General features: G+C 55.7%; 1 protein-coding gene and 1 tRNA gene. Both read right to left on the reverse strand.

Annotated features, from left to right (window positions below; all coding sequences use genetic code 11):
• Nucleotides 1-413: 413 nt before the first annotated feature.
• Entirely contained in the window at nt 414-1,433 is a 1,020-nt protein-coding gene (locus tag BUB78_RS19940) for an IS110 family RNA-guided transposase (protein ID WP_073201174.1), read from the reverse strand.
• 357 nt (nt 1,434-1,790) lie between these two features.
• Nucleotides 1,791-1,867, reverse strand: a tRNA-Met gene (locus BUB78_RS19945).
• Nucleotide 1,868 lies beyond the last annotated feature (1 nt).

Here is a 1,868-nt window from a genome sequence, read left to right on the forward strand (position 1 = left end):
TTTGTCCGTGAAGAATATGCGGCGACGATACTTCATGATGATCACTCCATCTCTCTCAAAAGATTAAAGTGTTGCATCGACCCGTTGAAACCGCCCCGCAACCGAGACATTCAAGACGTCCGCAGCGAATGGCCTGTGTGGATGGCTCCTGCATAGCAAGACATTTTTGATCTGATTTGTGCATTTGTCAGAAGCAGTCATGTGTCCGGCCTGTTTGCGCGGTGTTGACCGCTGGCCCTCCCTCTCAGCGATGCAAGCATCGCCTGCCGGGCAGTGGATGGGTTCCGCAAACCAAGTTCCTATCAGCTATGCGGGCTATGATGCCCGCGCCATTCGGCGGAGTGTCCTGGTTTTGGCGGCAGACTTATGCACCATCATCTCGCGGGTCTTGCTAACTCGTTGTTCTTTTCTCCTCAGGCCAGGTGTGGGTTGTAGGGCGCGTTGCGGGTCAGAACCGCCCAAACGATCCGGGCGGTCTTGTTGGCCATAGCAACTGTGGCGACGCGAGCAGGTTTGCGTTCCAGCAACGATGTCAGCCATTTGCTTGCGCGTTCTGGGTGGGATCGGGTCTGCCGGACGAGAGACGTCATGCCGACGACGAGCAATGATCGCAGGTATTGATCGCCCATCTTGGTGATCCGACCAAGTTTCTCCTTGCAGCCGCTGGACTTGTTCGCAGGCGTCAGACCCAGCCAAGCTGCAAACTCACGGCCATTGCGGAACTGGTGTCCGTCACCAATGCTGGCGATGATCGCGGACGCGGTCACAGCCCCGACGCCTGGGATGGTACGCAACAACCGCACCCGCGCGTCTTCCTTGGCGACTTGCTTCACGCGGTCTTCGTACCAACGGATCCGAGCATGCAATGTCATCAGGTGCTCGGAGAGGTTACGGATCACCTCGTTCGCGACATCAGGCAGATCCAAAACTTCGCCAGTCAGTATGTTCTCGGCAAAACCGATGACACGAGCGAGACCTCTGGCAATGTAAACGCCAAACTCTGCGACCATGCCACGCAAGCCGTTGATTAGCTGCGTGCGTTGTCGGACAAGAAGATCCCGTGCGCGATGTAGCGACAGGAGTGCCTGCTGTTCAACTGTCTTGATCGCGACAAAGCGCATTGTCGGACGCGTCACCGCTTCACAAATAGCCGCCGCATCGATGGCATCTGACTTGCCGCGTTTGACGTAAGGTTTGACATACATGGGTGGAATTAGCCGGACTTCATGACCCAACGCTGTCAGCTCCCGCGCCCAGTGGTGCGCACTGCCGCAGGCCTCCATAACGATCAAGCAAGGTTCGATCTTGGAGAAAAACGGCAACAACTGCGTACGTCTCAAAGGCCGGTTGAAGGCGACCTCTTCGTCATCTGTAACTCCGTGAACCTGAAAAACGTTCTTGGCCAGATCAAGGCCGATTGTGGTAACTTGCATGGGGTGGCTCCTCTCATATGCAGATATCGACACCTGCAGTATGGCGCATTGCGACGCCGATTGAAGCAGGAGCCATCCACCCCATCAGGTATCAGCCAACCATGTCGATGGAGGCGCCAAGCCTTTCGAGAGGAGGGCTTTGTTCATTGTGTTCGCCGGCTCGGCATCAAATCTGAGGAATCGTATCCGGAAACCACTCGGGATGACAGAGTGCCCGCAGTCGAGCCGTCGCGCTGAGTCCATTGGATATTTGTCGCACGACTTGTCAAACGTTGACGTGGTGTTGACGTAGAATGCGCATAAGCAAAAAGCCCCGCGTTATGCGGGGCCTAAGACTTTGGTATTATTCGGTAATTTTGGTTGCGGGAGTAGGATTTGAACCTACGACCTTCAGGTTATGAGCCTGACGAGCTACCGGACTGCTCCATCCCGCGA

The sequence above is a fragment of the Roseovarius marisflavi genome, assembly GCF_900142625.1.
Lineage (GTDB): Bacteria > Pseudomonadota > Alphaproteobacteria > Rhodobacterales > Rhodobacteraceae > Roseovarius > Roseovarius marisflavi.

Coding starts and splice junctions, on each gene's coding strand:
- BUB78_RS19940 (WP_073201174.1), bottom strand. CDS start 1,433: ATGCAAGTTACCACAATCGGCCTTGATCTGGCCAAGAACGTTTTTCAG.